This is a genomic window from Streptomyces sp. A5-4 (genome assembly GCF_051131715.1).
In the GTDB taxonomy this organism is placed as follows: Bacteria; Actinomycetota; Actinomycetes; order Streptomycetales; family Streptomycetaceae; genus Streptomyces.
In genome coordinates this window covers 2,255,983-2,281,368 of the sequence record NZ_CP178591.1, presented here as the reverse complement: position 1 = coordinate 2,281,368, position 25,386 = coordinate 2,255,983, and the positions used below count along the sequence as shown (strand labels likewise).

Here is a 25,386-nt window from a genome sequence, read left to right as displayed (position 1 = left end):
TCAGCGCACCGCGGTGAGATTGGCGTACGCCACGACGTTGCCCTGGTAGCCGTCCTGCCGTGAGAAGCCGCCGCCACAGGTGATCACTCGCAGTTCGGCCCGCTCGGAGCTGCCGTACACCCGCTGGTCGGGGAAGGCCTTGTTGTCGTAGACCTCGATGGCGTAGACGGTGAACACGGCGGTGCGTCCGTCCCGGCGCGTCACCTCGACGGTGTGGCCCTTCTTCAGCGTGCCCAGGTGGTAGAAGACGGCCGGGCCCTGCGAGCTGTCCACGTGCCCCGCGACGATCGCGGTGCCCCGGGCGCCGGGCGGGGTGCCGTCCTGGTACCAGCCCGCGATATTGCGGTCGTCGGCCGGCGGTACGTCGAGACTGCCGTCGGGGCTCAGGCCCAGTCGCATCAACGGGGCGTCCGCCTTGACGGCGGGTATGCGAATCCGTACGGGCTCGGACGGCGACATCGGCGCCGCGGCCGGCTTCGCACGGACCTCCTTGGGCGCCGCGCCTGCGATGAACGCCTCGGCGGTGGACGGCTGGGGCGGGGGCCGCTCCTCGGCGCCGTGCTGGACCAGCCAGAGCCCGGTGAAGGCGGCGATGGCGACGAGGCCGCCTTTCGTGCGCTGAGCCGTCATGGGAGGTTCCCCTCGGATCCGCGGGGTGTCGGGTCGGTTCGCGGGCGGTACCCCACGTGCCCCCGCTGACGCTGGGTCGGGCGGGGGCACGGGGAAACCGGCGGTACTGGGGCGGTGGAGGCCTGCCCTCAGCTGTCCTGCGGGCCGCTCGCCCGGCGTCGCAGGAACCAGGTACCGCCTACGGCGGTCGCGGCCAGTACGGCCACACCCGCCGCGATCTGGGTGGTGTCGGGGCCCACACTGCCGCCGACTCCGGTCTTGACGTGGCCCGTGGGATGCGTGGGCTGGACGGGGGGCGTCGGTGTGGGAGCGGCGTCGGTCACGGTGAGGTCACCCTTGGCGGTCTTGCCGTTGTCGCAGGCCACGGCGATGCCGTAGGTCCCCGGCACGGTGCCCGCGGGCACCGTGAACTCGCCGATCACGACTTCCTTGTGCGTGCCCGGGTACAGGTCGAAATCACCCGCTCCCAGGGACTTCGCGTCCCCCGTGCCGCCACCGTCGACACCGCAGGCGGTGGTGTTCACGGTGACGTTCGCGCCCGGCGCGACGCTCGCCGGGTACACCTCCAGCGAACCGGTCTCACCCGCGTACGACGGCCCTGCGTACAAGAGCGTCACGGCGGCTGTCAGCGCGGTGCCGGTCAGCAGCTGGGCAGGTCGCATGGGGATCCTCCGGGAAACGTGGAACGTGCCTCTGCCTTCGAGATAACGGGCCGCGGGCGCGCTTCGCCTGCTGATGGAAGGTCAGATTCGCCGACCCGTTCCTGCGCGGCGCGCTGGACGATCGACCTTCCTGCAGGTCAGGCGGGTGGTGATGGGGGGTCACCAAGGCTGCCTCGCGGAACGCGCTGAATGGGTGACGGCGGGTGCGGGGAAGAGGACACGAGCGGGCGGCCGTGCGCGCAGAGGTGAGGGGCTGCCCGCGGTGCTGTTCCCGAACCGGGTCCCTTCCCGAACCGGGTCCCTTCCCGAACCGGGTCCCTTCCCGAACCGGGTCCCTTCCTGGATCGGGTCCCTTCCCGAACCGGGTCCCTTCCTGGATCGGGCCTCTTCGTGATCCGGGTCTCCGCCACGGACATCGGACCTCGCCCCTCGTTCCCCATTCCCCGTCTGGGCGTCTGGGCGTCCGTGCGTCCGGGCGGAGGTTGAGCCGGTCCTAGATACGATCCCACGGCGTCGCGTCGTACGCCGATGCCACGGTCTTCATCAGCTCCGGGTCCACCGTGAACTCCGTGTCGTCGATCCGTCGCACCGGCGCGATCCCCTGCGAGTTCGTGACGAACGCGGCGCGGTACGAGGGCAGGGCGTCCAGCGTCACCGGGCCCCGCGCCGAGGGCAGCCCCGCGTCCGGGAGGCGGGGCTCCACCAGGGCCATCGTGATGCCCAGCAGCGCGGGGGCGTCCGGCCAGGTCACCGAAGTGCCGTCGTAGAAGCCGATGTTGGTGACCGCGCCCTCCACCACCACACCGCCGGGACCGGTCAGCAGCGCGTCGTCGAAGCCCGCGCGGCGCGCGAGCGCACCGTAGTGGGTCTGGGCGAAGCCGCCCAGGTGCTTGATGTGCGCGAAGGGCCGCTCGTACGGGACGGACATCAGGGCCTGCGGGGCCTCGGACATCGTCACGGGAGCGCGGACGGTGACCATCAGGGTGGCGGTGTCCGCGCCGGGTGCCCACTGCACGTACACCCGCACCGACGCGTCCCGCATCTCCGCGCCGTCGAGCGCGTGCCGCACCCGGGCCCGTACGAGGTCACCGTCCAGGCCGCTGCCGAACACCTCGGTGGTGTTGGCGTCGAGCCTGGCCAGATGCAGGGCGAGCCCACGCACCCGCCCGTCCCTGACCTGCATCGCGGTGAAGTGTCCATAGCCGCCGTACAGGGCGGGGACCACAAGATCCTCGGTGCTGGGAAGGTGGCCGTCGATCTCGATGTGGGGCACGGGAGGAGTCGTCATGCGCCCACCGTAGAGGCCGCTCAGCCCTCGATCGGGGGCCGGGGGCCGAGGTAGTGGGGCAGCTGGTGACCGGAGTTGGTGACCGGACCCGCACGCTGCCGGAAGCGCGGTGCGGAGGGGGCGGCACCGCTGCGATCCGACGGCGCGTCGCCGGTGGCTTCGTTCGCGTTCCAGGCGAGCCGAGCCATGCCCGCCAGTCATGTCCGCCGGTCATGCCTGCCAGCCATGCTTGCCAATCGTGTCCGCCAGGATGATGGCTTGACCTCAACCATGGTTGAAGTACGACTCTTTCTGCATGGACCTCAACACGAATGAATCCGCCCAGGTCAGCGCCCCCATCCGGCTCGCTGTCATCATCGCGAGCAACCGCGAGGGCCGCTTCGCGCCCATCGTCGCCGACTGGTTCGTCTCGCGGGCCACTGAGCACGGCGCCGTCGAGATCGAGGTGATCGACCTGGCCGACATCGACCTGCCGACCGCCCTGTCCTTCAACCCGTCCGACGAGGTGACGGCCGTTCTGCGAACCGTCTCACCACGCCTGGAGGCCGCCGACGCCTTTGTTGTTGTCACGCCCGAGTACAACCACTCCTTCCCCGCCTCCCTGAAAAACCTCATCGACTGGCACGGCACGCAGTGGCACGCGAAACCGGTCGGCTTCGTCTCCTACGGCGGCATGTCGGGCGGCCTGCGCGCCGTCGAGCAACTGCGCCAGGTCTTCGCCGAGATGCACACCGTGACCGTCCGCGACACTGTCAGCTTCCACAACGTGTGGGGTCACTTCGACGAGGACGGCGACCACAAGGACCCCTCCGCCTGCGACGCCGCGGCGAAGTCGATGATCGACCAGATCTCCTGGTGGGCCCGCGCCCTGCGCACTGCCAAGACCGTAGCCCCCTACACCGGCTGAGGGTGAGCAGCCGCGTTGATCCGGCGTGCGGCGCACCCGGCCGCACGCCACGAGGCTCACGGCGGTCTGTGCCTGAGGGACCGCCCGTTCATCCCCTCCGGCGGGCGTGTCTGGGGCCCGTCGGGCGGGGGCGGGCGTGGCGACGCCTGGCCGCGCACGCCTGGGCCTGCACCCGGGCCAGCCCCGCGAGCGCGGCCAAGCAGACCGCGGCCGTGACGGCGATGAACGCCAGGGCCGTCCGGTGCAGGCCCCAGGCTCCGGCGAGCGTCCCGGCCGCGACGGCGGGGACCGTCATCGACAGATACACCACGGCATAGACCGCGGCCAGTAGTCCGCTGCGGCGGGCCGGATCCGCCAGAGCGGCCAGTGCACGGAACGCGCCGAGGAAGGCCGTGCCCCAGCCGAAGCCGAGCGCCGCGGTGCCGATGAAGAACAGCATGGCCCCGCCCGACGTCAGGGCGGCGTGCAGCAGCCCCAGACCGGCCAGCGTCGCGGTCACACCGATCGTGGCCGTACGCAGGGGCGGGAGCTTGCCGAGCGCGAGCTGGCCGGCGGTGGCCACGCCGGCGAACAGGGCGACCGTCAGCCCGCCGACCAGGAGATCGTCCGTGTGCAGGAGGTGCACGGCCAGCGACGGGCCGAGCGAGAGGTAGAGCCCGCAGACCGACCACACCGCGACCAGAGGCAGCGACAACAGGGCGAAGGTACGGCGGGCGGGGGCGGGTACCGATATCCGCGAGGGGCGGATCCGCAGGCCGGCGGTCCGCCCCGGCGCAGTTTCCGGCATCACCAGGACACCGAAGAAAGCCAGGACGAAGGCGGCCAGCAGCAGCGCGTACGTCAGCACGGTCGGCGCCGGCGCGAACTGGACGAGCAGGCCCGCGAAGAGGGCGCCGGCAGCGATGCCGCCGACCGGGCCCGCGCTGTTGAGGAGGGTGCCGCGGGACGGCGCCGTTGGCGGCGCCAGTTCTATCAGGGCCGCGCCGGTGGCGCCGGTGGCCAGCCCGACGGCGGCGCCCTGCACCGCCCGCGCGGCGAGCAGCCACAGCACGTCCCGGGCGCCGATGAACAGCGCCATGCTCGCCACTTCGCCCACCAGCGCGACGAGCAGCACACGACGCCTCCCCAGGGTGTCCGAGAGCGAGCCGAAGAGCAGCAGTGCGACGAGCACCGCGACGGCGTAGATGCCGAAGACGACGGTGAGCACGGTGGCCGAGAAGTGCCAACGCTGCTGGTACAGCACGTACATGGGCGAGGGCGCCGACGAGGAGAGCAGCAGCAGGACCAGGGTCGCGCCGACCAGCCAGAACGCCCGGGCGCGCGAAAGCCTGCGGCCGGTGCGTCCCTCCCGGCCCGGTCCGGGCCGTTCGCCCGGCCGTCGGTCCTCCGGTCCCGGCGGTGGGTGGGTCGGTGGTGGTGGGAGGTACACGGGCAGGCGCAGCTCGATGGTCCCGGTCCGGTCGACGCTCATCTCACCCCGTCCGTCTCTCCGTTTCTCCATCACCCGGTCAGGCGGGTAGTGCCTGCTCGACCGTGGAGACCTTCGCGGTGCGAGCGATCACTTTCAGGGCTGCTTCGTGTGTCTCCTGGCTGTCGGTCGCCGTGGCGTCCTCCAACACCTCGACGCGGTAGTCCCGGTCGTGGCCGTCGCGGGCCGTCGACAGGACGACCAACTCGGTGGTGACGCCGGTCAGCAACAGCGTGTTGACGCGGAGATTGCGCAGCAGCCCGTCGAGGTGCGTACCGAAGAACGGGCTGATGCGGCGCTTCTCCACCACCGGCTCGTCACCGGCCGGCTTGAGGGCGTCATGCACCCGGGTGCCCCAGGTGCCGAGCACCACCCGGTCACCGTCGCGCGCGGAGGCGAACAGCTCCGAGGAAGCGGGCCAGTCGGCGTACCCGGGAGAGAACCCGACCACCACATAGATCACCGGGACCCCGGCGGTCCTGGCCCGCGCTATCGCGGTGCCGGCCCGTTCCAGGACTCCGCGCCGGGCGACCTGCTCGCAGTATCCGTCCGCCGCGTATTTCCCGTCCGGATGGACGAGTTCATTTATCAGGTCGAGTACAAGAAGTGCCGGACGGCGTTCCATCGGAGTCCCCCCTGGACCGTCAAATCTGGACCGTCAACACGCCATTGATTCAGCGCTGTTGGGCAGCGTATCCCCGCCGGTGCGACCCCGTAAACACCATGAAGTAAAGGTGGGTCGACACATGAACGGAATTGATGCAATGCATGCATGGATCACCGTTGAACACCGGTGGGGCTGCACCTAGGCTCAGAGATCGGGGAATTGCATTTCATCTCCGCGTGGGATTTCGTGGCGCGGGATTTCGTGCGGGGATTTCAAAACGGGGGGACAGAGTGGGGAACAGTGTTGCGAGGGGGCTCCTGGACGCCGTCGGCGTGCACCGCATTGCGGTCGTCGGCAGCGGTCCGCGTGGTCTGAGTGTGGTCGAGCGCCTCGCCGCCAGGCTGGCGAAGGCCGCGGCCGACCGGCCGGTGGAGATTTACCTCATCGACCCGGTCGAGGTCGGCTGCGGCCGTATCTGGCGCAGCGACCAGCCCGAGTGGTTCATGATGAATACCGTCGCCGACGAGATCTCCGCCTTTTCCGGCGTCCCGGACGGCGGACCGCACCGGGCCGGCGCGGGCCCCTCCTTCGGGGAGTGGTGGCGGGCCACGGACCCCGACCACCCGGGACCCAACAGTTACGCGCCGCGCGCCCTCTACGGCCGCTACATGCGGTACGTCCTTCGCGCCGCGCGGGCCGCACTGCCAGACCATGTTCGGCTGCACGAGGTGCGGCTCTCCGTCGAGGACCTGACGCGCGCGGGCGACGGCTACCGGCTGCGACTCTCGGACGGATCACGGCTGTCGGTTGACAAGGTGGTGCTCACCACCGGCCACGCCAGGCCCGAACCGTCGGGGGAACAGCGGGAATTGGCCGAGTTCGCCGCCACCCGCCCCCAACTGCGCTACGTACGCGGAGACTCGGCCGCCGACATGCCGCTGTCTGACATCCCGGCCGGATCCAAGGTCGGTGTGCTCGGCCTCGGCCTGGCCTTCTACGACGTCATGGCCGCGCTTACCATCGGCCGCGGCGGCAGCTTCAAGGAGGACGACGACGGTCGGCTGACCTATGTGCCCAGCGGCGACGAGCCGGTACTGGTGGCGGGCTCGCGCAGCGGAATGCCGCTGCCGGCCCGGGGGCGCAACCAGAAGTCGGCCACCAACCCCTACCGTCCCGTGCTCTTCACGGTGGAGCGGATACGGCACGGCCGCGCGGGCGGCCCCGTCGACTTCCGGGCCGACGTCATGCCGTGGCTCCGGGCCGAGATGAGCCTGGTCTACTACGCCACGGAAATCCGGCACCGCTCCGGCGCGCCCGCGGCCGGGGCGTTCATCGCCGAACTGGCCGTCGCGGTGGGCGAAGCGCTGCCCGATGTGGCGGGCCTCGCCGTCCGGTACGGCGTGGACGATCTGCCACCCCTGGACCTCGACCGGCTGGCCCGGCCCTTCGCTGGCCGCGACTACCCCGACCACCAGGCCTTCCAGCGGGAGTTGGTCGCCCTGCTGCGAGGCGACCTCGACGAGGCCGCGCGGGGCAACGTCGACTCGCCGCTCAAGGCCGCGCTGGACGTCCTGCGCGACACCCGCTGGGTGATCCGCGCGTTCGCGGACTACTCCGGCCTGAACCCACGCTCGCACCGTGAGGACTTCCTCGGCTGGTACGTCCCCAGGAGCGCGTTCCTGGCGGCCGGGCCGCCCGCGGTCCGGCTGGAGCAGACCGTCGCGCTGATCGCGGCCGGAGTGCTGCGCATGGTCGGCCCCGACGCCAGATTCGCACCGGACCCGGCCACCGGCCGGTTTGTCACCCACTCACCGCAGGTCGCCGGAGCGCGGGTGGCCGTGGACACCGTCCTCGATGCCCGTATCCCCACGCCCGATGTGCGTCAGGATCCCTCGGCGCTGACCCGAAGCCTGCGTGAGCAGGGCATCTGGACCAGTTACGTCAACGGCGCCGGCGGGGAGTCGTTCGACACCGGCGGGGTGGCCGTCACCGGGGCGCCGTACCACCCGCTCGGCGACGACGGCCGGGCCGACAACGGGCTGTACGTGCTGGGCATCCCGACCGAGCACACCCGCTGGTTCATGCAGGCGGGCAGCAGCCGGCCGGGGATCTGGAGCGACTTCGTCTACGACGCCGACGCCATAGCCGAGCACGCGTCGACCCGGGATACCGCGCCCGCCGCCGGGTCGGTATCGGCGCCGGGCGAGCCGGCGACCCCGCCGCAAACGCGCGCCATGGCGGCGGCATCGCCCGGATCACCCTGCGTGCGCGGTATGTGAGGGGCCCACGGACTCTCGGACCCTGCGGGTGGCCCCGCGGCGGTACCCGGAGCCCGGTCGAAGGACCGGCTCCAGGTGTCGTCGCGGGCCAGTTCCTGAGCCATGGAAACCAGGGCCTCGACGGCCGGGGAGCGGCGCGCCCCCGTCCTGATGCCGATGCCGAGATGGCGCGACAGCGACGGCGCGAAGGGGACGACGCGGAGCTGCGGGTGAGGCAGCACGGAAGGCAGCGCGAGAGCCGGTACCACCGTGATGCCGTGGCCCTCGGCGACCATCGAGAGCAGCCCGTTGACGTCGTGGGCCCGGAAGCCGATCCGCGGCTCACGGCCGACGACCCCGAAGACCGTACGCAGCATCGGCTCCATGCCACCCACGGGCAGAATGAACACCTCGTCCACCAGCTCCGTCACCCGTACGTCGCGCTGCCCCGCCAGGGCATGGTCCGGGGGCAGAACGGCGTACAACTCGTCCTGGAGCAGCGGGACCGTGTTGAGGTTCCGCTTGGGCAGGGACACGATGCCGACATCGACCGCGTAGCCACCGAGCCACTCGGCGATCTGCTGGTCGGTGCCCTCGCGGAGCACGATCCTGACGCCGGGGAGCGCGGCGCGCACACCGGTCAGCAGCCGGGGGAGCAGCCGGGCGGCGAAGCTCTGGCTGGTGCCGATCCGTACGGTTCCCGCCCGGTCGGCGCGCGCGGCTGCGGCCTCCTGGCGAATCTGCTCCGTGCCGAGCACGATCGCGCGGGCATGAAGGAGAATGCGCTGCCCGGTCGCGGTGAATTCCACGCCGCTGCGGCTGCGTTTCATCAGAGCGACTCCCAAGGTCTTTTCGAGACTTGAGATCGCGTGACTCACCGCGGACTGGCTCAGCGAAAGAGCCCGTGCCGCCCGGGTGAAACTGCCGGTGTCGGCAATGGCGACAAGGGCGACGCACTGGGAGAGGTTCATTGGCCGTACGTTCCGTCCGTTCGTGCCTTCGATTCCTTGGGTCGGTTGGTGCTCTTGGGGTTATTGGTTCACGAGAGTTCCGTGGGTGGTCGGGAGAGTGGCGCGGCGGCCCCGCTCGTAGGCGGTGATGTCATCCGCGCAGTCGTCCAGCGTCGTGGCGATCGGGTCGCGTCCGGTGAGCAGCCGCTGCCGGGCGTCCTCGTCGAGGGCGAAGGGCTGCACGAGATCCCCGCAGCGCAGCTCAAGTGCTTCGAGGTCGACGGTGATCTCGGTGAAGGGGTCCTGCTCGGTCAGCGCCCACAAACACTCGACCACCGCCGCCGGCACGGTGACCGTGAGCAGGCCGCGCATCAGGGCGTTGCCTTGGAAGATGTCACCGAAGCGGGGTGCGACGACGGCCCGGAAGCCGAAGCGCTGCAGGGCCCAGACCGCGGACTCGCGTGAGGAGCCGGTGGCGAAGTCGCTTCCGGCGAGCAGCACGGTCGAGCCCTGGTACTGCGGCAGGTTCAGCGGGAAGTCCGGGTCGTCCCGCCAGTCGGCGAACAGTGCGTTGGCGTGGCCCCGCCAGCTGAAATAGGGCACGTAGCGAGCCGGGATGATCTGGTCGGTGTCGACGTTGCTGCGCCGCAGCGGCAGCGCGGTACCGGTGTGGACGGTGAAGTGGTCCATGGCTGTTCCTCAACCCTCCTGGGGACTACAGATCGGCCGGGGCGGCGAGTCGGCCGACGACGGCCGTGGCGGCGGCGACGGCGGGCGACACGATGTGGGTGCGGGAGCCCTTGCCCTGCCGGCCCTCGAAGTTGCGGTTGCTGGTGGAGGCGGCGCGCTGGCCGGGAAGGAGCCGGTCCTCATTGAGCGCGGCGCACATCGAGCACCCTGCGGCAGGCCGGAAGTCGGCGCCCGCCTCGGCGAACACCCGGTCGAGCCCCTCGTCGACGGCCTGCCGACGCACCGGCGCCGAGCCGGGCACGATCATCAGGTGCAGGCCATCGGCGACGCTGCGGCCCTTGAGCACCTCGGCCGCGGCGCGCAGGTCCTCGATCCGGCCGTTGGTGCAGGAGCCGACGAACACGGCGTCGATGGACACATCACGCATCGCGGTGCCCGGCGTCAGATCCATATAGGCCAGTGCCCGCTCCGCCGCGGCCAGCTCCTGCGGGTCGGCGAAGTCGGTGGGCGAGGGGACCACACCGTTCAGCGGGATGCTCTGGCCCGGGTTGTTGCCCCAGGAGACATAGGGGGTGAGCACCGAGGCGTCGACGAGGACCTCCCTGTCGTACGCCGCGTCCTCGTCGCTGCGCAGCGAGGCCCAGTAGGCGACCTCCCGGTCCCACTCGGCGCCCCGCGGCATTCCCGGGCGGGCCCTGAGGTACGCGAAAGTGGTCTCGTCAGGTGCGGTCAGCCCGGCGCGCGAGCCCGCTTCGACCGACATGTTGCACAGGGTCATCCTGCCCTCCATCGACAGGGCGGTGACGGCCTCGCCGCGGTACTCGATGATGTGGCCCACCCCGCCGCCCGTGCCGATCCCGGCGATGATCGCGAGGACCAGGTCCTTCGCCGTGACACCGGACGGCAGCGCACCGGTGATGGTGACGGCCATGTCCTTGGGCCGCTTCATCGGCAGGGTCTGGGTGGCCAGCACGTGCTCGACCTGCTTGGTACCGATCCCGAAGGCGACAGCCCCGAAGGCACCGAGGGTGGTGGTGTGCGAATCGCAGCACACCAGGGTCATCCCCGGCCGCACCAGCCCGAGCTCGGGGCCGATCACATGCACGATGCCCTGGCCCGCGGAGCCGAGCCGATGCAGCGGAATATCGAACTCGGCGCAGTTGGAACGCATCAGAGTGGTCTGCCGGCGGCCCGCCGGGTCCTGGATCACCTTGTCCACGGCGACCGTCGGGGTGTTGTGGTCCTCGGTGCCCACCGTGAGGTCGGGCCTGCGGACGGTGCGCCCGGCGGCCCGCAGGTCGTCGAACGCCTGTGGGGTGTTCACCTCGTGCAGGAGATGCATGTCCACATAGAGCAGATCATCGCCGGTGTCACCCTGACGTACGACATGGGCATCCCACGTCTTCCGCGCCAATGTCGAACCCATGGAACGTACAACTCCCTACCGTAATTGTGGTCGCTTCTATTAATCGCATGACAGTGGCCCGATTAGATTCCTGGGGCTCCTGTTATCCACAAGCCGGTGGCCGCCGCGCGGCCCGCTCCCTTACTGTGGATGCGTTGCGACATCGGCCGCCCGGTCCCGCTTCGCGCTCCGGGGAGAGCTGAGGGGGAGGCACTCAGCCTCCTGGACACAACGGGGGAGAGCATTGTGGAAACTCGTATTTTCGACGACGACTGGTTCGCCAATGGGAGCGTGGCCGAGCCGGAGGCCCGCATTCTGCTTGCCGACCAAGATCCGATTTCCCGGCATGTGCTCGGCGGAGTGGTGCATCGTGCCGATCAACTCCGGCTCGTAGCCAGCGTGGACGTCCGCCAGCCGCTTCGGGAGTGGCGGCTCGAACAGGTCGACGTGGCGGTCCTGGGGGTGGGCCACAACTGCGATCCGGTCGACACGATCCGCGCGCTCGTCGCCGCCAAGATCCAGGTTCTGCTCATCGGGGTGGGCTGGACCAGGACCAAGCTCGACGCCGTATTCCAGGCCGGTGCGAACGGCGTCCTGACGAAAGACGCCCGGATAGGAGGTCTCGCGGCGGCCGCGCGTGCGGTGGCCTCCGGCCACACCGTGCTCTCCCCCGACCTGCATGAGCTCTACCGCTCCCCTTCCGAGCGCCGTCTCCCGCCGCCGTCGGCGAAGGCGCAGATTGTGCCGGTCGGCCGTGAAACGGCCACTCAGCGGCTGCTGAGCGCGCTCACCGACCGGGAGCGCGAGGTGCTCGCACTGCTCACCGACGGGCTGTCCACCGCCGAGGCGGCGGCCCGTCTCCATGTCTCGGCGGCGACGATCAAGAGTCATATCTCGCACACCCTCACCAAGCTGGGTGTGCGCAACCGGCTGGAGGCCGTCCTCCTGATGCAGGGGGTGCGGGGCATGCAGAGCGAAACGGCGACCCTGCCGGTGGCCCAGCCCTCCTGACCTCAGCCCTTCGGATCCCGGTCCCGAGTCCCGGTCCGCGGAAGGGTCCGCACGCTCCCCGTCGAGCGTGCGGACCTCATCCGTGGCCGGCTCCCGACTGCTAGTCGCCCACCCGGCCACGGACACCATCGATCCACCGGTCGGCGTGCTGCTCCGCGTTCGCCTCGTTGCGAAAGGCGTACGTCTTCAGCAGCCAGCGCGAGCGGGCCCGCTCCGGATCGTTGACCTCGACCTTGTCCCTGCTGTGCAGACCGTCCTGGTTGGCGAAGGAGAACAGGTCGCCCGTGACGATCCGGTGGCGCTTCTTGTCGGCCCTCACCAGCGCGTTCTTCAGTGCTATCAGGGCGTCCTTGGCCTCCGGCGGGCTGTCGGGCGCCACCTTGGTGTGGGTGTCCAGGTAGCGGATGCTGTGCTCGCGCTCCAGGATCGGGTGCGCCTCGGAGACCGTCAGGCTCTGGTTGTTGTCCCGCGAGAAGACGTCGAACGGCGTGATGAAGTACGGCTTGCGCAGGAGCTCCTGCTCCTCGGCCGTCAGATGGTTCAGCAGGCTGCGGCCCTCGACGAACCCGGTGTAGATGAAGTCGCCCTCGGGGCAGCGCATCCCCACCAGGGTGATGAAGTCCGCGCGCACCGGGTGCGCGGTCCGGTCGTTGTGGAAGACGAGCTCGCCGTCGCTGAACCCGGTCTGCTTGCCGCTGTAGCGGTTGATGGCGACGACATCGGTGAAGAAGTCCCCGTTGAACCGGGTGTCGTACGCGAGCAGTGGTGTACCGGCGAGCTGCCCGAACAGCTCCAGCAGCGCCTCTCCCACGAACGTCTTCTTCTTCGCGTACTTGTCCGCCAGCGGGTCGTCGTGGTTGAGCACCGGCACGACCGGGTCGATGGGGCAGTTGCGCAGAACATGGGCGTCCGACTGGCCGGCCTCGCGCTCCGCGCGGATCCGGGCGACGGCCTCGGTGAAGGAGACCGGGATGGCGCCGCGGTCCACCAGGTCGGTCACCGAACGGGAGAAGGACGGGTAGTCCTCGTACGGGCTCTTGGTCACCGAGGAAAGAGCCGAGGCCAGCTCGTCGCGCTCGGTGTCGGTGAGCTCATGAAAAGGCTGCATGACTCGCTTTCTCCCAAATCACTGGACGTCAGTTCGCGATTAATTCTGCTGCCCCACCACCGGGTCGTGTCATCGGCCGAAAGATGAATTGAACGACGCTGTCTCCACCTTCGGTGGAGCGAAGCGGTCCCAAAGGTGGAGGCTCATCTCCGCCTTGTTCAGGAGGTGTAGACCACCCTGCTGACTTTTAAAACAATTCTTGACTCGGGGGCCGGGGCATTGCTTTCATCGATGAGTGCGAGGCGGTGAGGGGACCGCCCACGGGGGAGTTCCGGTGAAGTGATCGAGGGGGTCGCTTCACCGGGCGGGCAATGAAGCCGGCGGAAGAACTCTCCGCTGTTCGGTGATACGCACGTATTCCGGACGGATGTGGAAAGAAATTCAGGCTGATGCAGCCGGAGAGGTTTCAGGTACAACCGTGGGAACGATGAATACGCGGAGCGATGTTGCCGGCCCGGTGGCGGAGAGCATCGGGGGCAAAGCCATTACCACCGTCCTGCCGGGGGACGACCGCTACCAGGAATTGACCGTCGGACACAACACGCGCTGGGTCGGTACGCCCGACTCCGTCAAAGTGGTCCACACCGCCGGCCAGGTGGTGCAGGCGGTCCAGGAAGCGGTCAACGCGAACAAGCGCATCGCGGTACGGGGCGGCGGGCACTGCTACGCCGACTTCGTCTTCAACCCCGCGGTGCAGACGGTCATCGACATGACACAGCTGGACGAGGTCTCCTACGACCCGTTCACCAAATCCTTCGTCGTGGAGGCGGGTTCGACCCTGCTCCACACCTATCAGGCGCTCTACAAGGGCTGGGGCGTCGCGTTGCCCGCCGGCCTGTGCTACTCGGTCGGCATCGGCGGCCACATCTCCGGCGGCGGCTTCGGCCTGCTGTCCCGCCAGTACGGTGTCACCGTCGACCACCTGTACGCGGTCGAGGTCGTCACCGTTGACCGGCATGGCCGGGCCAGGTGCGTCATGGCCACCCGGGAGAAGCGCGACCCCAACCGCGAGCTCTGGTGGGCGCACACCGGCGGTGGCGGCGGCAACTTCGGTGTCGTCACGCGCTATTTCTTCCGCTCGCCCGACGCCACCGGCTCAGCCCCGGCCGACCAGCTGATGACCCCGCCCAAGGACGTGTATCTGAGCGCGGTCGCGCTGCCCTGGGCCGACTTCGACCAGGAGAAGTTCACCGCGCTGGTGAGCCATTACGGAGACTGGCACGAACGCAACAGCACGGTCGAATCCCGCAGCCACGGCCTGACCAGCCTGCTGGTGATGAACACCAGGGCCGACGGCGTCATCGGCATCATCACCCAGCTGGACGCCTCGGTGCCCGGCGCCCAGCAGCTGATCGAGAGCTATCTCGGGGAGATCACCTCCGCGGCCGGAGTCACCGCCCGGCCGCTGACCCAGTCGGTCGGTGAGCAGGGACCGCTGCCGGCGTTCTTCACCCCGCGCAAGCTGCCCTGGCTGACCTCCGTCCGGATGCTCGGTACGAACAACCCGGAGCTGACCAACCCGACCCTGCGCTCGGCCAACAAGTCGGCGTACCACCGCGAGGGCTTCACGGCCGCACAGGCAGGGGCCCTCTACAAGCACCTGACCCGCCCCGACTTCACCAACACCGTCGCCAACATCATGCTCTTCGGCTACGGCTCGAAGGTGAACACCGTGCCCGAGGAAGCCACGGCGTGCGCGCAGCGCACCTCCATCTTCAAGGCGCTGTACGCCACCCAGTGGTCGACGCCCGCGGACGACGCCAGGAACACCGCCTGGCTGCGCGAGGTGTACGGCGAGGTGTATTCCGCCACCGGCGGCTATCCGGTGCCCAATGCGAGCACCGACGGCTGCTACGTGAACTACCCGGACCTCGACATCACCGATCCCGCGCAGAACACGTCCGGGGCGCGGTGGTCGACGCTCTATTACAAGAACCACTACCCGCGCCTTCAGCAGATCAAGAAGGCGTACGACCCGAGGAACGTCTTCCGGCACTCGCAGTCCGTCGAACTGCCGTAGCGGGTGTCCGGCGGATCTCCGCCGGGCACCCCCGGCCTGCCCACCACAGACAGGAACGGAACTCCCATGTCCAAGAAGATCGCCTTCTTCGGCGCCAGCGGCACGTTCGGCTCCCGCATCCTCACCGAGGCGCTGAACCGCGGCCACCAGGTGACCGCGGTGGTGGTGGACGTCGCCGACCTGAGCGTCATCCACCCCAACCTGACTATCACCAGCGGTGACGTGCTGGACGCCCACTCGGTGGCGAAGGCCGCCGAGGGCAAGGACGCCGTCGCCTCGGCGGTCGGTGGTGGTTACACCGACGGCAAGGCGCACGCCGCCTTCGTCCGCAGAGCTGCCGAAGCCCTGGTGGAGGGGGTGCGACTGCTCGGCGACGACGCACCGCGCCTCATATCCATTGGCGGCGCCGGCTCCCTCAACACCCCTGACGGCAAGAAGGTCTGGGACACCGAGGGGCTGCCGGAGCTCGTCGTGCAGGTCATGCGCGGTCAGGGGGACGCGCTCGACTACCTGCGCACCGTCACCGACGTGAAGTGGACCCACTTCTCGCCGGCCGCCCAGATCGAACCGGGCGAGCGTACGGGCACCTACCGACTCGGCCTCGACGACCTGGTCATCGGCCCGGACGGCAACAGCCGCATCAGCGCCGAGGACTACGCGGTCGCGTTCGTCGACGAGATCGACGAGCCGAAGCACATCGGGAAGCGCTTCACCGTCGGCTACTGAGCCACACCGGTCGGGCCGCAGGGCCCCACCAGCCACAGCAGAGCGCCAAGGGGGGATGTTCCAGTGAAGAGCCGCATCGCGTCCCGGCTGGCCGGCCTGGAGAGGTCGGCCACGGTCGCCCTGCTCGACCAGATCCACGCTCTGCGGGCGCAGGGCGTCAAGGTGCTCGACCTCAATGGCGGGGAGCCGGACTTCGCCACCGCGGACCACATCGCGGCCGAGGCCATCGGGGCGCTGCGCGAGGGCTTCACCCACTACACGCCGAGCCGAGGTCTGCTCGCCCTGCGCGAGGCCATCAGCCAGAAGCTGGCGAAGGATAACGGTCTCGAAGCGGACCCCGCGACCGACATCGTCGTCACTCCGTCGGCGAAGCACGCCCTGTTCATCTCACTGATGGCGATCCTCGACCCGGGGGACGAGCTCATCGTCCCCACACCGAGCTGGGTCAGCTACGGCTCCATGGCCCGGCTCAGTGGTGCCCGGCCGGTCGCGGCCGAGCTGAGCGCGGACGACGGATTCCGGATCACCCGGGAGCTTCTGGAGAGCCGGGTGTCGAAGCGCAGCAAAGCCGTCCTGATCAATACACCGAACAACCCGACCGGCCGCGTACTGACCCGTGAAGAGGCGCGGGACGTGGCGGAGTTCGCCGTCGCGCACGATCTCTTCATCGTCGCCGACGAGATCTATGAGCAGATCCGGTACGACAACGCCGAGCATCTCAGCCTGGCCGCGTTCCCCGGCTGCGCCGAACGCACTCTCACGGTCAATGGATTCTCGAAGGGGTATGCCATGACCGGCTGGCGGCTCGGCTATGTCGCGGGTCCCACGGACGTCGTCGGCCAGCTGCTCAAGGTCCAGGAGCACACGGTCGGCTGCGCCGGGTCGTTCGTCCAGCGCGGGGGGCTGGCGGCACTGACCGGCAGCCAGGACGTCGTACGGGACATGCTCGACGCGTACGCGGCCCGCCGTGAGCTGATAGTCGCCGGGCTCAACTCACTCTCGGAGGTGGAGTGTTCGAGCCCGCAGGGAGCCTTCTACGCCTTCGCGGACATCCGGGGCACCGGCCTCGGATCCAGCGCGGAGTTCGCCGCGTGGGCGCTGCACGAGGCGGGCGTGGCATTGACACCCGGATCGGCCTTCGGCCCCGGGGGAGACGGTCACGTCAGGCTCTCCTTCGCCACCTCGCGGACCACGGTCGAAGAAGCGGTCGACCGCCTTTCGTCGGCCCTGCTGGAACAGCGCGACCGCAAGAAACGCCACTTGGCGTAAGTCATGAAGTAACCATGGGGGAAACAGAAATGCCCGAACAGCGTGCCACTCGACGTATCTCCGTATTCGACACCACTCTTCGCGACGGTGAGCAGGCTCCCGCGAACGCGATGAACCCGCAGCAGAAACTGGATCTCGCCCTGCGGATCGAGGCGCTCGGGGTGGACTCCGTCGAGGCGGGGTTCCCCGCCTCCTCGCCCAGCGACTTCGAAGCCACCCAGCTCATCTCGAAAGAGCTGTCGAAGGCACGCTTCGCCACGTTCTCGCGGACCGTACGACGGGACGTGGAGACGGCGGTGGCGGCCGGCGGCACGGTCAACCACGAGGTGCAGATGGTCGCCACCGGCAGCGATCTGCACCTGGAGTACAAGCGCGGCATCACTCGCGAGCAGTCCGTCGCCGAGGTCGTCGACACGGTGGGCTTCGCCCGCTCGCTCGGCATCGAGCACATCTCGGTCGGCATCGAGGACGCCACCCGCAGTGAGGACAACTTCCTGCAGGCACTCACCGAGAGCGCGGTGGAGGCGGGCGCGAACTGCATCATCATCGCCGACACCTCGGGCTGCACGACCCCGGACCAGTTCGGCACGCTGATGGGCAAGATCCGCCGCTGGGCGCCGGCGCCCATCCGGCTGTCCACGCACTGCCACGACGACTTCGGTCTCTCCCTGGCGAACGCCCTCGCGGGCATCGAGGCCGGAGCCGACGAGGTCCAGGCGACGCTCGGCGGCATCGGTGAACGGGCGGGCAACACCGCACTGGAGGAGCTGGCCGGCGTCCTCGCGTACAAGCAGGACCACCTCGGGGTGCACACGGACATCGACATCGCCGCCATGTACGACGCGTACACGGCGCTGCGTGAGGTCATCAAGCTGGAACAGCCGCGCAACAAGGCGATCTTCGGGACCTACGCGTTCGGCACCACCGCGGGCATCCACCAGCAGGGCATCCTCGCGAACCCGGAGACGTACGAGTACGTGGAGCCCTCTCGGTTCGGTCGCGAGCGGTCCCTGCTGATCGGGCGGCACTCAGGCCGGGCCGTACTGCGCCACGTGCTGGGGCAGTTGGGCGTCGAGGTCGACGACACGCACCTCAACGAGCTCTACCGCGTGCACATCGCCGAGCGGATCGGCGGCGACTGCGAGGACCTCGGTGTCGTCAGGGAGCGCCTGGCCCACGAGCTCGGCCTGGTGCCTGCACTGGCCTCCTGAGCCTGCCGCCGCCCCACTCCAGGCCCGACGCCCGTGCCGGAGAGCGCACCGGGCCGGTGGGTCCCACGTATCGATCTCCAAGCATCAGTTCCGAGGAGAATTCTGTGTCCAGCATCATCGCCGGACCCCATACCGGCGTGCCCGAAGCCGCCCCGGGAGCGGACGACGCCGTCGCCACTGTGGTCCGGCTCCGTCACCGTATCGACGAGACCGACGCGCAGCTGATCGAGCTCATCGAGCAGCGCATCGCCCTGTCCGCGCAGGTCCAGACGGTCCGCAAGGCGACCGGCGGACCCCATCTTGCGCTCGCCCGCGAGGCCCAGATCATTAGCCGCTACCGCACCTCGCTCGGCAGGCTCGGCACCGAGGTCGCGATGCTCGTGCTGCGGCTGTCCCGCGGCAGCACCACAAGCGACCGGTGAGGGCCCGATGACCTACGCCTATCTGGGCCCCCGGGGCACCTTCGCGGAGGCCGCCCTGGGGATGCTGCCGGAGGCCGGAGGCCGGCGGTGGGAGCCGTACGCCACCGTCGGCGCGGCACTGGCCGCGGTGCGCGACGGCACGGTCTCCACCGCCGTGGTGCCGCTGGAGAACTCGGTCAGGGGCGTCGTGCCAGCCACCCTGGACGAGCTGGCGGCCGGGAGGTGTGAGCTGCACATCGCAGCCGAGATCGAGCTGCCCGTCTCGTTCGCGCTGATGGCCGACCCGGGCACCGAGCTGTCCGGCATCGAGCGCGTCCGGAGTCACCCGCACGCCCATGCGCAGTGCCGTCAGTGGCTGTCGAGCAGGCTGCCGGACGCCCAGGTGCTGCTGTCCACCTCGACGGCCGGAGCCGCCAGGGAGGTCGCCGAGTCCGGTTCGCCGGGCGACGCGGCCATCGCCGCGGCGGTCGCAGCCGAACGCTACGGCCTGGAGATCCTGGCGACGGGCATCGGTGAGCGGGACGACGCGGTCACCCGGTTCGTCGCCCTGCGCAGGGCGGGCCCCACGTCGGTGCCCACCGGCCATGACCGCAGCTCCTTCCTGCTCCCGGCCGACGAGATCGGGGGGCTGCCGGTGGCGGAGGTGCTCGCGGAGTTCCCGCACCGGGGCATCGATGTGACCTGGGTGCAGTCCTGGCCCGCCGGCACCAGCCTCGGCAGGTACCACCTCTTCCTCGACGTGGACGCGCACATCAAGGACCGGGGTGTGGGCCGGGTGCTCATGGCCCTGCAGCAGAAGGGGATCAACCTCTGCTTTCTCGGCAGCTACCCGCACGCGCTGCGGACAGGTGATGCCTTTGCGGCATGACGGGCCTGCCAGGTCCTTACGGCGCACGGCGCGCATCGTCGGCGCACGGCACCGATGGCAACCGCACTCGTGGTAACGCCACACGGAGCAAAGCCCCGTGGAGCCAGCCACGCGGAGCCACGCCACACCGAGCAACGCCACACCGAGCAACACCACGAAGCGAGACGTCACGAAGCGAAACGCCACACACAGAGATGAGGATGGGCGGCGGCCGGACCGGCCGCCGCCCGGTCGGAAATGAGTCTGTCCCAGATCAATTCGTACCGGTCCTTGCCCGCCGCGCAGCAGCCCAGCTGGCCGGATCCCGAGGCGCTGCACGGCGTGCTCACCGAACTGCGTTCCTACCCGCCGCTCGTCTTCGCAGGCGAGTGCGATCTGCTGCGCGAGCGGCTCGCCTCTGTCGCCAAGGGTGAGGCATTCCTGCTCCAGGGCGGTGACTGCGCCGAGACCTTCGACGGGGTCTCCGCCGAGCAGATCCAGAACAAGGTGAAGACCCTGCTCCAAATGGCAGTCGTCCTGACCTACGCCGCCGCCGTACCGGTGGTCAAGGTCGGCCGGATCGCGGGCCAGTACTCCAAGCCCCGCTCCAGTCCCACCGAGACACGCGACGGTGTCGAACTGCCCGCGTACCGAGGGGACTCCGTCAACGGGATCGAGTTCACCCCGGAGTCCCGGACCCCGGACCCGGAGCGGCTCAAGCGGATGTACCACGCGTCCGTGGCGACGCTGAACCTCGTCCGGGCCTTCACCACCGGCGGCTACGCCGACCTGCGCGAAGTCCACGCCTGGAACCAGGACTTCGTCGGCCTCTCGCCGTCCGGCGAGCGCTACGAGCAATTGGCCAGGGAGATCGACAACGCGCTGTCCTTCATCCGGGCCTGCGGACCCGACCCGGAGGAGTTCAGGACGGTCGAATTCTTCGCCAGCCATGAAGCGCTGTTGCTGGACTACGAGTCGGCGCTGACCCGGCTGGACTCCCGCAGCGGCGCGCTGTACGACGTCTCGGGCCACTTGGTGTGGATCGGTGAGCGCACCCGTCAACTCGACGGCGCACACATCGAGTTCGCCTCCAGGATCCGAAACCCGATAGGCGTCAAGCTCGGGCCGTCCAGCACACCCGACGACGCGCTGGCTCTGATCGACAAGCTGGACCCGCGCCGGGAGCCCGGCAGGCTGACGTTCATCACCAGGATGGGCGCCGCGCGGGTCCGTGACCGGTTGCCTTCGCTGGTGGAGAAGGTCACCGCCTCCGGGGCCAGGGTGGTGTGGCAGTGCGACCCGATGCACGGCAACACCTTCTCGTCGGCCAGCGGATACAAGACCCGCAAATTCGACGACGTACTCGACGAGGTCAAGGGCTTCTTCGAGGTGCACCACGGCCTCGGCACCCACCCGGGCGGCATCCACGTGGAGTTGACCGGTGACCACGTCACCGAGTGCGTCGGCGGCGGCGACGAGATTCTGGACGCCGATCTCAAGCAACGCTACGAGACGGCCTGCGACCCGCGGCTCAACCGAAGGCAGTCGCTCGACCTGGCGTTCCTGGTCGCCGAGATGTACCGCGACCGTTGAGGGGGCAGGGCGGTGGGGTCGGTGCCGGTCGGCACTGCCTCACCGCCCTGGCCGGGTCTGCGCCGGAAAGGACATCGACCGCGGGGACGTCATGGACCTGCTCGCGGGGCTGGCCCACAAGTCGATCGTGGTGGTGGACAGCAGCGGCGACCGGGCGCTACCGCCTGCTGGAGACGATCCGCCAGTACGGGCAGCAGCGGCTGCACGAACAGGGCGGCGCCACCGAGCTGTTCGTCCAGCACAGCGATCACTACCGGGCGCTGGCCGGACAGGCCGCCGCCCAGTGGTGCGGCCCGCGCGAAGTCGAATGGCTCAGCCGGCAGCGTACGGAACTGCCCAACCTGCGCGCCGCACTGGACTTCTGCGCCACCCGGCCCGACCGGGCCGGCATCGGCCTGGAGATCGCGGTGAACGTCACCCGCACCCGGTGCTGGTTCTTCCGCAGCACCCTGGGCGAGGGCCGCCACTGGCTGGAGCGTTTCCTCGCCCTGGCGCCGGAGGCCCCGCCGGCCCTGATGGCGGGCGCCGTTGCCATGAAGGCGTGGATCGCGCTGTGCCAGGGTGACAGGCCCGTGGCCGAGGTGTTCCTGGCCGAATGCCGTTCGATGGCCAGGCTGTTCGGCGACGGTGGGCCGCCCCCGCCGGTCGTGTTCATCGAAGGCGCCCACGCCATGCTGGTACGCGGCGACCCCGTGGCCGTGCCCCTGCTGGCCGAGGCGCGGAGCCGGTTCCGCGAGGCGGGGCACCACGGCGACGCCCATATGGCCACGATGTTGTGGGCCATGGCCGCGGCCTTCCTCGGGGACGGGCCGACCGCGTGCGCCGCCCGGGACGTGTACGTCGCCGAGGCCGAGGCGAGCGGCGGGGAGTGGGCCCGCACGTGGGCGCAGTGGTGCCGGGGGCTGACCGAGCTGCGGCACGGCGACCCGGCGCTGGCCCGCCCGCCGCTGCGCGAGTCCCTGGAGCGCCAGCACGCCATCGGGGACCGGTGGGGCCCGGCCTGGGGTCTGGAGGCCCTGGCCTGGGCGGCGGCGGGCACCGGCCGGCACGGGCAGGCGGCCGGGCTGCTGGGCGCGGCGCACCGCCTGCGCCAGGACAGCGGGATCGCGCTCATCGGCCTGCACCCGTTCCACGACGCGCACGCCGAGGCGGAGTGCCGGGTGCGCGCCGTGCTGGGGCCGCACGTCTACGCGGCGGCGTGGGCGCGGGGCGCGGCGGCGCAGGACAGCGTGCGGCTCGCGCTCGACCTTTCGTCATGACCCGCTGCCGACGGGGTGGCGCCTCAGGCCGGCCCGTCGGCCGTGGGCAGGACCACCCGCGCCACCGCGCCCCCGTTCTGGAACGGAAGGTGATGAGTGGGGTGGGGGTGGGGGCGGGGTCGGGAATGAGGGGGGAAGCCGCCACAATCGACGGTGGGTAAGGTCCGCCACGGACGTCACGAGGTTGTGCGACAGCCTCACGTCGACAGCCTCATGTACGGACCGGCGCACCGCCCGGACCAGGGCTTTCGGTCCTGCCGACGACGACCTCGCCCCCGCTCTGCGTGAATTGTCCAACCAGTCCAACCAGTCCAACCCGTCTGCCCCGTCCGATCAGCCCGCCCCGTTCAAGCCGATGGAGACGCCCATGACCGCGGCGACCGGACCGCTGCCCTTCTTCGTGTACGGGACTCTGCGCCCCGGCGAGTCCAACCATGCCCACTTCCTGCACGGCCGCACCGCCGCCGAGGAGCCCGGCAGGCTGCTCGGCGCGGCGCTCTACGAAGGACCTGGCTACCCGTACGCCGTCCCGGGGGAGGGCGAGGTCGTCGGCGAGCTGGTCACCGCCACGCCCGAGGCGTACGGCGAACTCCTATCCGCACTCGACCTGTTGGAGGAGTGCCGGAGCCCAGGGCATCCGCGCAATCTGTACGAGCGCGAGGTGCGCGAGGTGCTGCGCGGCGACGGCCGCCCGGTGCGCGCCTGGGTGTACGTCGCCGCGCCCCGAGTCGCACGGGGACTGCGGGCGTCCGGGACGCCGATCCACGGCGGCGACTGGCTCGACCGGACCGGCGGGACGGGCAGCGCGGGCGCGCTCAGTCCGCGGGACCGATCCGTACCGCGCACACCTTGAACTCCGGCATCCGTGACGTCGGGTCCAGCGCCGGATTGGTGAGGTTGTTGGCCCGGCCCTCGCCCGGCCAGTGGAACGGCATGAAGACCGTGTCGTCCCGGATCGCGTCGGTGATCCGGGCGGGCGCGACGGCCCGGCCGCGCCGGGACACGACGGCGACGGGGTCGCCGTCGGCCACCCCGACCCGGTCGGCGAGGCGAGGATGCAGCTCGACGAAGGGGCCGGGCGCCGCCGCGTTCAGCTCCGCCACGCGGCGGGTCTGGGCCCCCGACTGGTACTGGGCGACGACCCGCCCCGTCGTCAGCAGGACGGGGTAGTCGGCGTCGGGCTCCTCGGCGGCGGGCCGGTGCGCGACGGGCACGAAGCGGGCGCGCCCGTCGGCGGTGGCGAACCTGTCGAGGAAGAGCCGGGGCGTACCGGGGTGGACGGCGTTCGGTGCGGCGCCCGTGGCCGGGTCCGGCGGGGTATCCGGCGCGGCTTCCTCCGCCGTCACCGGTGCGGCTCCCGCCACCGCTCCAGGAGCGCCGCTCTCCGCCGCCCCCGCCCCCGTGTCCGGGCACGGCCAGAACACGCCGTCCTCGTCGGTGATCCGCCGGTAGGAGATCCCCGAGTAGTCCGCCGGGCCGCCCGCCGACGCGCGGCGCAGCTCCCCGAAGACCTCCTCGGCGTCGGTGGGGAAGCCCTTCTCGTGACCGAGCAGACCGGCGATGCCGTGCAGGACCTCCAGGTCCGTCCGGACACCGGGCGGCGGGTCGATCGCCTTGCGGCGCAGCAGCACCCGGCCCTCCAGGTTCGTCGTCGTGCCGGTCTCCTCGGCCCACTGGGTCACCGGCAGCACCACGTCCGCGAGCGCCGCCGTCTCGGACAGGACGACATCGGCGACGGCGAGGAAGTCCAGGGAGCGCAGGCGCTGTTCGATGTGGGCGGCGCGGGGCGCGGAGACGACCGGGTTCGAGCCCATCAGCAGCAGCGACTTGATGTCGCCGCCGAGGGCGTCGAGGAGTTCGTACGCGCTGCGGCCGGGGCCCGGCAGGCTGTCCGGGTCCACGCCCCAGACGCCCGCCACATGGGCGCGCGCGGCGGGGTCGGTGAGCTTGCGGTAGCCGGGCAACTGGTCTGCCTTCTGGCCGTGTTCGCGACCGCCCTGCCCGTTGCCCTGGCCGGTGAGGCATCCGTAGCCGGACAGTGGCCGGCCCGCGTGCCCGGTGGCCAGGCACAGGTTGATCCAGGCGCCGACGGTGTCCGTGCCCTTGGAGTGTTGCTCGGGTCCGCGCGCGGTGAGCACCATGCCGGTGGCCGCGTCGCTGAACATCCGTGCTGCTGTGCGGAGTTGGGGGACCGGGACGCCGGTGATGCGTTCCACCATCTCGGGCCAGTGCGCCATCGCGCCCGACCGTGCCTCCGGCCAGCCGCTCGTACGCTCCCGGATGAACTCCTCGTCCGTGCTGCCCTCGGCCACCACCAGGTGCAGCAGCCCGAGCGCGAGCGCGAGGTCCGTTCCCGGGCGCGGCGCGAGATGCAGGTCGGCCTGTTCGGCGGTCCGGGTGCGGCGCGGGTCGACGACGATCAGGGTGCCGCCGTTCTCCTTGAGCTCCGTGAGGTACCTCAGGGCGGGTGGCATGGTTTCGGCCAGATTCGACCCGACGAGGATCACGCAGCCGGTGCGGGGGATGTCCTCCAGGGGGAAGGGCAGACCGCGGTCGAGCCCGAAGGCCTTCTGGTGCGCGGCTGCCGCCGACGACATGCAGAAGCGCCCGTTGTAGTCGATCTGCGAGGTGCCGAGCACGACCCGGGCGAACTTCCCCAGCGCGTACGCCTTCTCATTGGTGAGGCCGCCGCCGCCGAAGACGCCGACCGCGTCGGGGCCGTGCGCCTCCCGGGTGTCCCCGAGGCCCTCCGCGATCCTCGCCAGGGCCTCGTCCCAGGTGGCCGGTTCGAGTGCACCGGTGGCCGGGCGGCGGATCAGCGGTTCGGTCAGCCGTACCCGGGAGGAGAGCACGGCGGGCGCCGTACGGCCCTTGCCGCACAGCGCGCCCCGGTTCACCGGGAAGTCCGTACGCTCCACCACCTCCACGGCGTCGCCCGCGGGCCGCAGGTTCATGCCGCACTGGAGTGCGCAGTACGGGCAGTGGGTCGCGACGGTGGGTGCGGGCTGTCCGGGCGGCGGTGCGGGGGAGGTGCGGGGCATGCCGTCAGCGTGCG

General features: G+C 70.3%; 22 protein-coding genes and 1 pseudogene. 12 read left to right on the top strand and 11 right to left on the bottom strand.

Annotated elements, in window-relative coordinates; translation table 11 throughout:
* From ACLLJJ_RS10495 to ACLLJJ_RS10480, 4 genes are all read right to left on the bottom strand, one after another.
* Positions 1 to 630 carry a class F sortase gene (locus tag ACLLJJ_RS10495; protein WP_434589235.1) on the bottom strand — a complete coding sequence of 210 codons (630 nt, stop codon included), beginning with the start codon at positions 628 to 630 and terminating at the stop codon, positions 1 to 3.
* 128 nt (positions 631 to 758) lie between these two features.
* Positions 759 to 1,292 (bottom strand): hypothetical protein, encoded by a 534-nt coding sequence (locus ACLLJJ_RS10490; protein ID WP_434589233.1) that lies wholly within the window; start codon positions 1,290 to 1,292, stop codon positions 759 to 761.
* Between the two features lie 493 nt (positions 1,293 to 1,785).
* Positions 1,786 to 2,580: an aminotransferase class IV family protein gene (locus tag ACLLJJ_RS10485; RefSeq protein WP_434589231.1), complete on the bottom strand. Its 795-nt coding sequence runs from the start codon at positions 2,578 to 2,580 to the stop codon at positions 1,786 to 1,788.
* Positions 2,581 to 2,600: 20 nt separating this feature from the next.
* Positions 2,601 to 2,768, bottom strand: a complete 168-nt coding sequence (locus ACLLJJ_RS10480) for a hypothetical protein (RefSeq protein WP_434589229.1) — start codon at positions 2,766 to 2,768, stop codon at positions 2,601 to 2,603.
* Between the two features lie 107 nt (positions 2,769 to 2,875).
* On the opposite strand from ACLLJJ_RS10480, the gene ACLLJJ_RS10475 reads away from it, so the two are divergent.
* Positions 2,876 to 3,487 (top strand): NADPH-dependent FMN reductase, encoded by a 612-nt coding sequence (locus ACLLJJ_RS10475; protein ID WP_434589227.1) that lies wholly within the window; start codon positions 2,876 to 2,878, stop codon positions 3,485 to 3,487.
* Between the two features lie 88 nt (positions 3,488 to 3,575).
* Here the strand turns inward: ACLLJJ_RS10475 and ACLLJJ_RS10470 are convergent, their stop codons facing one another.
* Positions 3,576 to 4,958, bottom strand: coding sequence for an MFS transporter (locus tag ACLLJJ_RS10470; RefSeq protein WP_434589226.1), 1,383 nt, complete (start codon positions 4,956 to 4,958; stop codon positions 3,576 to 3,578).
* A 37-nt stretch (positions 4,959 to 4,995) separates the two neighbouring features.
* On the bottom strand, positions 4,996 to 5,580 hold the full coding sequence (locus ACLLJJ_RS10465) for an isochorismatase family cysteine hydrolase (RefSeq protein WP_434589224.1): 585 nt from the start codon (positions 5,578 to 5,580) through the stop codon (positions 4,996 to 4,998).
* Between the two features lie 314 nt (positions 5,581 to 5,894).
* Between ACLLJJ_RS10465 and ACLLJJ_RS10460 the strand changes: the two genes are divergently transcribed.
* Entirely contained in the window at positions 5,895 to 7,841 is a 1,947-nt protein-coding gene (locus tag ACLLJJ_RS10460; RefSeq protein WP_434589222.1) for an FAD/NAD(P)-binding protein, read from the top strand.
* Positions 7,842 to 7,942: 101 nt separating this feature from the next.
* On the opposite strand, the pseudogene ACLLJJ_RS10455 reads toward ACLLJJ_RS10460, so the two are convergent.
* The 3 genes and pseudogenes from ACLLJJ_RS10455 to leuC form a co-directional block, all read right to left on the bottom strand.
* A pseudogene (locus tag ACLLJJ_RS10455) lies at positions 7,943 to 8,791 on the bottom strand (LysR family transcriptional regulator); the annotation flags it as partial.
* Positions 8,792 to 8,851: 60 nt separating this feature from the next.
* Positions 8,852 to 9,460 (bottom strand): 3-isopropylmalate dehydratase small subunit, encoded by a 609-nt coding sequence (leuD, locus tag ACLLJJ_RS10450; RefSeq protein WP_434589220.1) that lies wholly within the window; start codon positions 9,458 to 9,460, stop codon positions 8,852 to 8,854.
* A 25-nt stretch (positions 9,461 to 9,485) separates the two neighbouring features.
* The gene (gene leuC / locus ACLLJJ_RS10445) at positions 9,486 to 10,886 is read right to left on the bottom strand and encodes a 3-isopropylmalate dehydratase large subunit (protein ID WP_434589218.1); all 1,401 of its coding nucleotides are present in this window, start codon (positions 10,884 to 10,886) and stop codon (positions 9,486 to 9,488) included.
* 225 nt (positions 10,887 to 11,111) lie between these two features.
* Here leuC and ACLLJJ_RS10440 point away from each other — a divergent pair, with 225 nt between their 5' ends.
* Positions 11,112 to 11,876, top strand: coding sequence for a LuxR C-terminal-related transcriptional regulator (locus ACLLJJ_RS10440; protein ID WP_434589216.1), 765 nt, complete (start codon positions 11,112 to 11,114; stop codon positions 11,874 to 11,876).
* A 100-nt stretch (positions 11,877 to 11,976) separates the two neighbouring features.
* Here the strand turns inward: ACLLJJ_RS10440 and ACLLJJ_RS10435 are convergent, their stop codons facing one another.
* Positions 11,977 to 12,984 (bottom strand): TauD/TfdA family dioxygenase, encoded by a 1,008-nt coding sequence (locus tag ACLLJJ_RS10435; protein ID WP_434589214.1) that lies wholly within the window; start codon positions 12,982 to 12,984, stop codon positions 11,977 to 11,979.
* A 427-nt stretch (positions 12,985 to 13,411) separates the two neighbouring features.
* On the opposite strand from ACLLJJ_RS10435, the gene ACLLJJ_RS10430 reads away from it, so the two are divergent.
* From ACLLJJ_RS10430 to ACLLJJ_RS10390, 9 genes are all read left to right on the top strand, one after another.
* Entirely contained in the window at positions 13,412 to 15,004 is a 1,593-nt protein-coding gene (locus ACLLJJ_RS10430) for an FAD-binding oxidoreductase (protein WP_434589212.1), read from the top strand.
* 66 nt (positions 15,005 to 15,070) lie between these two features.
* Positions 15,071 to 15,730 carry an NAD(P)-dependent oxidoreductase gene (locus ACLLJJ_RS10425; protein WP_434589210.1) on the top strand — a complete coding sequence of 220 codons (660 nt, stop codon included), beginning with the start codon at positions 15,071 to 15,073 and terminating at the stop codon, positions 15,728 to 15,730.
* Between the two features lie 63 nt (positions 15,731 to 15,793).
* A complete protein-coding gene (locus tag ACLLJJ_RS10420; RefSeq protein WP_434589208.1) occupies positions 15,794 to 16,999 on the top strand; it encodes a pyridoxal phosphate-dependent aminotransferase in 1,206 nt (401 codons plus the stop codon).
* A gap of 29 nt (positions 17,000 to 17,028) precedes the next feature.
* Complete coding sequence (locus ACLLJJ_RS10415; RefSeq protein WP_434589206.1) at positions 17,029 to 18,210, top strand: LeuA family protein; 1,182 nt, start codon at positions 17,029 to 17,031, stop codon at positions 18,208 to 18,210.
* A gap of 104 nt (positions 18,211 to 18,314) precedes the next feature.
* Positions 18,315 to 18,632: a chorismate mutase gene (locus ACLLJJ_RS10410; protein ID WP_434589204.1), complete on the top strand. Its 318-nt coding sequence runs from the start codon at positions 18,315 to 18,317 to the stop codon at positions 18,630 to 18,632.
* A gap of 7 nt (positions 18,633 to 18,639) precedes the next feature.
* Positions 18,640 to 19,500: a prephenate dehydratase gene (gene pheA, locus ACLLJJ_RS10405; protein ID WP_434589202.1), complete on the top strand. Its 861-nt coding sequence runs from the start codon at positions 18,640 to 18,642 to the stop codon at positions 19,498 to 19,500.
* Positions 19,501 to 19,737: 237 nt separating this feature from the next.
* Positions 19,738 to 21,072, top strand: coding sequence for a class II 3-deoxy-7-phosphoheptulonate synthase (locus tag ACLLJJ_RS10400; protein ID WP_434589200.1), 1,335 nt, complete (start codon positions 19,738 to 19,740; stop codon positions 21,070 to 21,072).
* Complete coding sequence (locus ACLLJJ_RS10395; protein ID WP_434589198.1) at positions 21,069 to 22,331, top strand: hypothetical protein; 1,263 nt, start codon at positions 21,069 to 21,071, stop codon at positions 22,329 to 22,331. The genes ACLLJJ_RS10400 and ACLLJJ_RS10395 overlap by 4 nt, the downstream gene beginning before the upstream one ends.
* Positions 22,332 to 22,698: 367 nt before the next feature.
* A complete protein-coding gene (locus ACLLJJ_RS10390) occupies positions 22,699 to 23,184 on the top strand; it encodes a gamma-glutamylcyclotransferase family protein (protein ID WP_434589196.1) in 486 nt (161 codons plus the stop codon).
* Here the strand turns inward: ACLLJJ_RS10390 and ACLLJJ_RS10385 are convergent.
* The gene (locus tag ACLLJJ_RS10385; protein ID WP_434589194.1) at positions 23,147 to 25,372 is read right to left on the bottom strand and encodes a molybdopterin oxidoreductase family protein; all 2,226 of its coding nucleotides are present in this window, start codon (positions 25,370 to 25,372) and stop codon (positions 23,147 to 23,149) included. The two genes, ACLLJJ_RS10390 and ACLLJJ_RS10385, sit on opposite strands and share 38 nt — an antisense overlap.
* Positions 25,373 to 25,386 lie beyond the last annotated feature (14 nt).